Raw genomic sequence first — 6,526 nt, 5'->3', positions numbered from 1 at the left:
CGGCCCGCACCGGTGCCGGATGCCCGTGCGCGGCGAGAACAGATCCAGCCGGCCGTCGGGCAGGACCCTGGCCATCAGGTCCGGCTCGGCCCGTAAGCCCTCCGTCGCCGTCGTCTGCGGCGGCTGTTCACCGCCGCGGCGGCGGACCGCCGTCCGGCGCATCGAATGCAACACCATGGATCCTTCCGGCTGGGACGCAACCTGGGCGGGCGCCCTCATGGGTCCGTACCGCCCGTGCGGCGGCCCGCATCGCTCTCGACGCTACCGACGGTCGCCTCCCGGCGGAACCACGCTGGCTGAAGTGGAAGGGGACAGGAAACGGGCGCCGGCAGGTAGAGAAACCTCTACCCCCAGGACACCCTTCAGCGTCATTCTTTCGACGCCGCCCGGCTCCTAGCGTTGTTCCCAGGTCACGCGGGGTGCGTGACAGTCCGGTGGGGAGTCTCGGTGCACACACGAGAAGACGTGCGGTCAGCGACGGCGGTGCGGCTGGAAGCCGTCCGCAAGATCTACGGCAAGGGCGACAACGAGGTGGCCGCGCTCAAGGAGTTGAGCATGAGCTTCGGCACCGGCACCTTCACCGCGGTGATGGGGCCGTCGGGCTCCGGGAAGAGCACCTTCCTGCACTGCGCCGCCGGCCTCGACCAGCCCACCTCGGGCTCGGTGACGGTCGGCGACGTGGATCTCGCCGGGCTCGACGAGGTGCAGCTGACCAAGCTGCGCCGCGACCGCATCGGCTTCATCTTCCAGTCCTTCAACCTGCTTCCCGCGCTGACCGTGATGCAGAACATCATGCTGCCGCTGAAGCTCGCCGGTAAGCGCCCGAACAAGAACCAGATCCTGATGGTGGTCAACCGGGTCGGCCTCGCCGAGCGGATCCACCACCTGCCGGGCCAGCTCTCCGGCGGCCAGCAGCAGCGCGTGGCCATCGCCCGCGCCCTGGTCACCCGGCCCGACGTGATCTTCGCCGACGAGCCCACCGGCGCCCTCGACACCCGCACCGCCGCCGCGGTGCTCGCCCTGCTGCGGGAGTCGGTCTCCTCCATCGGGCAGACCCTGGTGATGGTCACCCACGACCCCGTGGCCGCCTCGTACGCCGACCGCGTGGTCTTCCTCGCGGACGGGCGGTTCGTCGGCGAGCTGCACCGCCCGACCGCCGAAGCCGTCGCCGCCCGGATGACGCGCCTGGGCGCCTGGGACGACGAGACCCACGAGCCGTCCGCGACGGTGGCTGGGGGCCTGCACTGATGTGGGCCCTGGTCTTCCGCACGCTGAAGTTCCGTAAGACGGGATTCATCGCCACCTTCCTCGCGATGTTCCTCGGCGCGGCGATCGTCATGGGCTGCGGCGGTCTCCTCGAGACCGGCATCCGGATGGCCGCACCGCCGCAGCGCCTGGCCGCCGCGCCGATCGTGGTGACGGGCCGGCAGGAGCACGACGGCACCGCGCTCAGCGAGCGCAACCGCATCGACGCGGGCCTGGTGGACACCGTCCGCTCGGTGCCCGGAGTGAAACGGGCCGTCCCCGACGTGTCCTTCCCCGCGACCGTGCTCACCGGCGGGAAGCCCGTCGCCGGCAGCTCCGGCTCCGCCGGGCACAACTGGGACAGCGCCCAGCTGACCCCGTACGCCCTGAAGCAGGGCGCGGCCCCCGCCCGGAGCGGCGAGATCGTCCTCGACTCCGCTCTGGCCGCCCGCTCGAAGGCCTCCGTCGGCACGAGCGTCGAGCTCACCGCCCACGGCTCCACCGGCACGTACACCGTCAGCGGCATCGCTGACCGCAAGGGCGGCGGCAGCGCGGACCCGGCGGTGTTCTTCACCGGCGCCGAGGCCCTGCGGCTGGCGGCGACCGGCGGGAAGATCGACTCCATCGGCGTGTTGCCCGCACCGGGCACGGGCGTGGCCGCGCTCGGCAAGGCCGTCGAAGCGAAGGTGGCAGGCGGCGCCAGTGTCCTGACCGGCGAGCGGCGGGGGCTCGCCGAACTGCCCGGCACCCTGGCCAGCCAGAAGACCGTGACCATCCTGGCGTCGATCTTCGGCAGCTGGGCGATCCTCATCGTGATGTTCGGCGTGGCCTCCACACTGGGGCTCTCGCTGCAGCAGCGCCAGCACGAGATGGCCCTGCTCCGCGCCATCGGCACCACCTCCCGGCAGGTGCGCCGGATGATCCTCGGCGAGACCGCCGTGCTGTCCGTCCTGGCCACCGCCCTGGCGATCCTGCCCGGCCGGTACCTCGGCGAGCTGCTCTACAGCCAGCTGACCGGGCACGGCGTCGTATCGGACGCCGTGGCCTTCCGCCAGGGCTGGGTCCCGGTCGCCGTCGGCGCGGTCGCCGCCGTCGCGGCGGCCCTGGGCGCGACGCTCTTCGCCGGACGCCGCGCCGCCCGGACCAAGCCCATCGCCGCGCTCGCCGAAAGCACGACGCAAAGCCGCTGGTTCACCCTTCCCCGGCTGCTGCTCGCCCTGTTCTTCTTCGCCAACGGCATCATCCTGTCGATCGTCACCGCCACGGTGATGGAGGACGGGCCGTCACTGGCCAGCACCGCCGGCCCCGCGTCCGTGCTCTTCGCCATCGGCCTCGCCCTGCTGGCCCCCGGCATCACCAAGGGCATCGTGACCGCCCTGCGCCTGCCGGTCCGGCTGCTGACGGGCCTGTCCGGCGAACTCGCCCTGCACAACGCGGCGACGCGCAACGTCCGCATGGCCGGCGCCGTCGCCCCGATCATCCTGCTGATCGGCATCGCCACCGGCACCCTGTACATGCAGTCGACCGAGGACCACGTCTCCGCCCGCAGCTACGCCAAGAACGTGCTCGCCGACTACGTGGTCGACTCGTCGGCCGGGGGCTTCGGCCCGCGCGTCGCCGACGAGATCCGCGGCCTCCCCGGCGTGGCGGGCGCCTCCGAACTGGTCTCCTCGGACGGGCAGATCGACAAGAACGGCGGCGAGGACATCGCCCTGCGCGGCGTCTTTGCCGCCGACGCGGACAAGACCCTCGCGGTGAGCCCCGTCGCCGGCTCGCTCGACGGCCTGCAGGGCAACACGGTGGCCCTGTCGGACAAGCAGGCGAAGAAGTTCGGGGTGGGCGTCGGCGACACCCTGCCGGTCCGCCTGGGCGACGGCACCCGCACCGAACCGAAGGTCGTCGCCCTCTTCCCCGACAACCCCAAGCAGCAGTACCTCCTGCTGCCGTCCGCCGTCCTGGCCCCGCACACGACCGCCGGCCTGCCCGAGCAGATCCTGGTCCGCGCCGACGCCGACGCCGACCGCGGCGCCCTCCGGGCGAAGCTCGACGAGGTCGCGGCCGCCCGGCCCGGCGCCGAAGTGGCCGGACGCGCCACGCTGACGAGCCAGAACAACCAGATCCAGCAGATCCTGGTCTCGGCGAACTACACGATCGTCGCCATGATCGTCGGCTACGCCGCGATCACCGTGATCAACGCCCTCGTGGCGGTGACCCGGCAGCGCAACCGGGAGTTCGGCCTGCAGCGGCTGACCGGCGCCACCCGCGGCCAGGTGATCGGCATGCTGAGCGTCGAAGGCGGCCTGGTCGCCGTCATCGGGACCGTGCTCGGCACGATCGCCGCCGCCACGACCATCGTCCCGTACAGCCTCGTCAAGAACGGCACCCCCATGCCGGAGGGCTCCATCGGCATCTACCTCGCCATCATCGGGGGAGCCCTCGTGCTCATCTTCGGCGCGACGCTGGTGCCCTCCTGGCGCGGGATGCGCACCCCGCCCATCGAGACGGTGACCAAGCCCGCCTGACCGGACGGCGGCCGCACGGCCGCCGCCCCCACGGACGTCTTCCCCGGGCGGTGCCCCCGTAGCCGCCCGGGGAAGACCCGTCTCCAACAGGCGCCCCACATCGGCGCATTGTGGACACCAGTGGCCTTCACATAGCATGCGGAAACCGAGACCACCTATCCTGATGAGGACGACCGGGACCTTGACCGACGCTCTCGGCGCGTGGCGCGCCCGGGCCCGCCGCGCGGGCGCCGACATGGCGGTCGGAGTGGCCATCGCGGCCGGATCGATGGCGGCCTTATGCCTCTTCCTCGTCACCGCCTACTTCGTGATCCTCTTCGTCATCGGCATCGGCGCCGTCGCGCTGCCGATCGTCACAAAGGGCGTCCGCTGGCTGTGCAACCTCAACCGCCGCGCCGCCGGCCGGGCCGGCGTCCCGGTCGCCGTTCCCTACCACCCCGAACCGCAGGAGTTCGAGAAGGACATCGTCGGGTGGATGCGCCGCTGCAAGTGGATCCTCATGGACCCCGCCACCTGGCGTGACCTGCTGTGGCTGCTGCTCAACACCGCGGCCGGGATGATCGGCCTGGTGCCGGCCGCCGTGCTCTACTACGCCCTGGAGGGGCTCGCGGTGGGCGCCGGCCTCTGGCGGCCCATCCTGGACGCGAACGGCAGCGGCCGCTGGTACTGCTTCATCACCGTCGACAGCTGGCCGAGCGCCCTGCTGGCCCTGGCGGCCGCGGGCGGCCTGCTGTTCGCCTGGCTCTGGGTCAGCCGGCCGGCCCTCAAGGCGCACGCCTACTTCACCCGCTTCCTCCTCGGCCCGGCCGAGCGCACCGTGCTGGCCTCCCGCGTGCGGCACCTGGCCGAGACCCGGACCACGGCCCTGGACACCCAGGCGGCCGAGCTCCGCCGCATCGAACGGGACCTCCACGACGGCGCCCAGGCCCGGCTCGTGGGCCTCGGCTTCACCCTCGGCGCGGTCGAGCGGACCATGGACCGCAAGCCGGAGGAGGCGCGGCGGCTGCTGCGCGAGGCGCGCGAGTCCTCCGTCCTCGCGCTCCGCGAGCTGCGCGACCTCGTCCGCGGCATCCACCCGCCCGTGCTCGCCGAGCGCGGCCTCGCCGACGCCGTGTGCGCCCTGGGCATCGACAGCCCGCTGCACGTCGACGTGGAGACGGACGTGCCCGGCCCGCTGCCGGCGCCGGTCGAATCCGCCATGTACTTCTCCGTGTCGGAGCTCCTGACCAACGCCCTGAAGCACTCCGGGGCGGACCGCGTCGAGATCGCGCTCTGGCACGAGCAGGACGTGCTCCACGCCCGCGTCACCGACGACGGCCGCGGCGGCGCCGACATCGGCGCGGGCACCGGGCTGCACGGCATCCGCCGCCGCCTGGCGACCTTTGACGGAACCCTGGACATCAGCAGCCCCGTGGGCGGTCCGACCGTGACGAAAATGGAGATACCGTGCGCGTTGTCCTCGCCGAAGACCTCTTCCTCCTGAGGCAGGGGCTCATCCAGCTCCTGGAGGCCTACGACTTCGAGGTGGTCGCCGCCGTGGACAACGGCCGGGACCTGTCCGCGGCCCTCGCCGAGCACCGGCCCGACATCGCGATCGTGGACGTGCGGCTGCCTCCGACGTTCACCACCGAGGGACTCCAGGCCGCACTGCAGGCCCGCCGCGACCTCCCCGGGCTGCCGATCCTCGTGCTCTCGCAGAACGTCGAGCAGATGTACGCCAGGGAATTGCTGGCCGACGGCACCGGCGGCATCGGCTATCTGCTCAAGGACAGCATCTTCGACAACGACCAGTTCATCGACGCCATCACCCGGGTGGCCGCCGGTGGCACCGCCATGGACCCCGCGGTGGTCGCCCGGCTGATGGTCAGCCACGCGCGCGACGAACCCCTCGGCGCCCTCACCGCGCGCGAGCGGCACGTCCTGGAGCTCATGGCCGAGGGATGCTCCAACATGGCCATCGCGCAGCGCCTGACCATCAGCGAGGGCGCGGCCGCCAAGCACATCTCCAACATCTTCGCCAAGCTCATGCTGCCGCAGGACAGCGACAGCAACCGCCGCGTCCTCGCCGTCCTGGCCTACCTCAACGCCTGACCGGACCGCCGCCGGCCTCGGCCCCGCCGCCGGCAGTGGCAACGGCTTCAGTGGATGCGGACCATCCGGACCGGTGAGCTGCGCACCACGTCCGGATGCGGGTCTCCCGGTGCGTCGAGGCCGTAGAGCACGCCCCGTAGCTGCAGCGCGCCCCGGCGCCGCGCCCGCACGCTCGCCTCGACCGTCGCCCCGGAGCCGGGAGAGACCGTCCGTCCGCAGCCGGCCGTGCGCCAGGCGGTGGCGCCCAGCGCCCGCTCCTGGACGCAGGCGCGCAGGTACCGCGCCGCGTCGTCGTCGCCGCCCCCGCTGATGCGCAGGGCCTGTCCGGCACGGACCGGTCGGCCGGGAGCGCTGATCGCCATCGCCCCCTGGGCGGCCGCGGGGGCCGTGTCGACGGATACCGCCGCGACGGCGAGGAGCGTGGCCGCGGCGGCGCGGGGAACTCCGGGGAAACGGCGGAAGCCGGGGAAGCGGGAGATGCGGGGGATGCGGCGCTCGGGGTCGCGTGTCATGGCCCACCCTTCTGCGGTCCGGTCGTTCACATGGAATTTTTCCGGGGAATTCATATTTTCCGCGCCAACTCCCCTTTGAACCACTGTTATTGGTACGGTCCGGGCGAATGAGACGATACGTTCCCGGGAGGCGCCCGCCGTGGACACTTCCGCCCC

At 72.3% G+C, this 6,526-nt stretch carries 5 protein-coding genes; 4 read left to right on the top strand and 1 reads right to left on the bottom strand.

What is annotated here, in order from left to right:
• Positions 1–447 precede the first annotated feature (447 nt).
• The 4 genes from ACSNOG_RS20925 to ACSNOG_RS20910 all read left to right on the top strand — a co-directional run bounded on the left by ACSNOG_RS20925 (position 448) and on the right by ACSNOG_RS20910 (position 5,858).
• On the top strand, positions 448–1,248 hold the full coding sequence (locus tag ACSNOG_RS20925) for an ABC transporter ATP-binding protein (RefSeq protein WP_436754206.1): 801 nt from the start codon (positions 448–450) through the stop codon (positions 1,246–1,248).
• The gene (locus ACSNOG_RS20920; RefSeq protein WP_436754205.1) at positions 1,248–3,767 is read left to right on the top strand and encodes an FtsX-like permease family protein; all 2,520 of its coding nucleotides are present in this window, start codon (positions 1,248–1,250) and stop codon (positions 3,765–3,767) included. Before ACSNOG_RS20925 ends, ACSNOG_RS20920 begins: the two co-directional genes overlap by 1 nt.
• Before the next feature lie 163 nt (positions 3,768–3,930).
• Positions 3,931–5,250, top strand: coding sequence for a sensor histidine kinase (locus ACSNOG_RS20915; RefSeq protein WP_436754204.1), 1,320 nt, complete (start codon positions 3,931–3,933; stop codon positions 5,248–5,250).
• A complete protein-coding gene (locus tag ACSNOG_RS20910) occupies positions 5,214–5,858 on the top strand; it encodes a response regulator (protein WP_436754203.1) in 645 nt (214 codons plus the stop codon). The genes ACSNOG_RS20915 and ACSNOG_RS20910 overlap by 37 nt, the downstream gene beginning before the upstream one ends.
• 47 nt (positions 5,859–5,905) lie before the next feature.
• Here the strand turns inward: ACSNOG_RS20910 and ACSNOG_RS20905 are convergent, their stop codons facing one another.
• Entirely contained in the window at positions 5,906–6,370 is a 465-nt protein-coding gene (locus ACSNOG_RS20905; RefSeq protein ID WP_436754202.1) for a hypothetical protein, read from the bottom strand.
• Positions 6,371–6,526: the final 156 nt, after the last annotated feature.

The organism is Streptomyces sp. URMC 124 (assembly GCF_051386455.1).
Taxonomy (GTDB): Bacteria; Actinomycetota; Actinomycetes; order Streptomycetales; family Streptomycetaceae; genus Streptomyces.
The sequence above is the reverse complement of the archived record's forward strand: the minus strand, read 5'-3'. Positions and strand labels throughout refer to the sequence as shown.